This window comes from Paenibacillus sp. EKM301P, assembly GCF_011800295.1.
In the GTDB taxonomy this organism is placed as follows: domain Bacteria; phylum Bacillota; class Bacilli; order Paenibacillales; family Paenibacillaceae; genus Paenibacillus; species Paenibacillus polymyxa.
The window spans coordinates 1-226 of record NZ_JAALFM010000163.1 but is presented as its reverse complement, the minus strand read 5'-3'; the positions used below and the strand labels follow the sequence as shown (position 1 = coordinate 226).

Below are 226 nucleotides of genomic sequence, written 5' to 3'. Positions count from 1 at the left end.
GCGTTATTTTACAGAAATACAATAATCATCAGGATGTTGTGTTTGGTAGTGTGGTATCCGGTCGTCCGGCAGAAATTCCAGGTGTGGAGCACATGATCGGTTTGTTTATCAACACGATTCCGGTACGCATATGCAGTGCACCGGATGCCACATTTGCTGACGTATTGCAGCGTACACAGGAACAGGCTTTGGCCTCCAGTGTCTATGACACGTTCCCGCTCTACGA

The 226-nt window shown here is 48.2% G+C and carries 1 protein-coding gene; it reads left to right on the top strand.

Features of this window, described 5'->3' with window-relative positions:
• The coding region (locus tag HFD99_RS25365; protein WP_167441116.1) for a condensation domain-containing protein at positions 1–226 on the top strand (226 nt) is incomplete at both ends.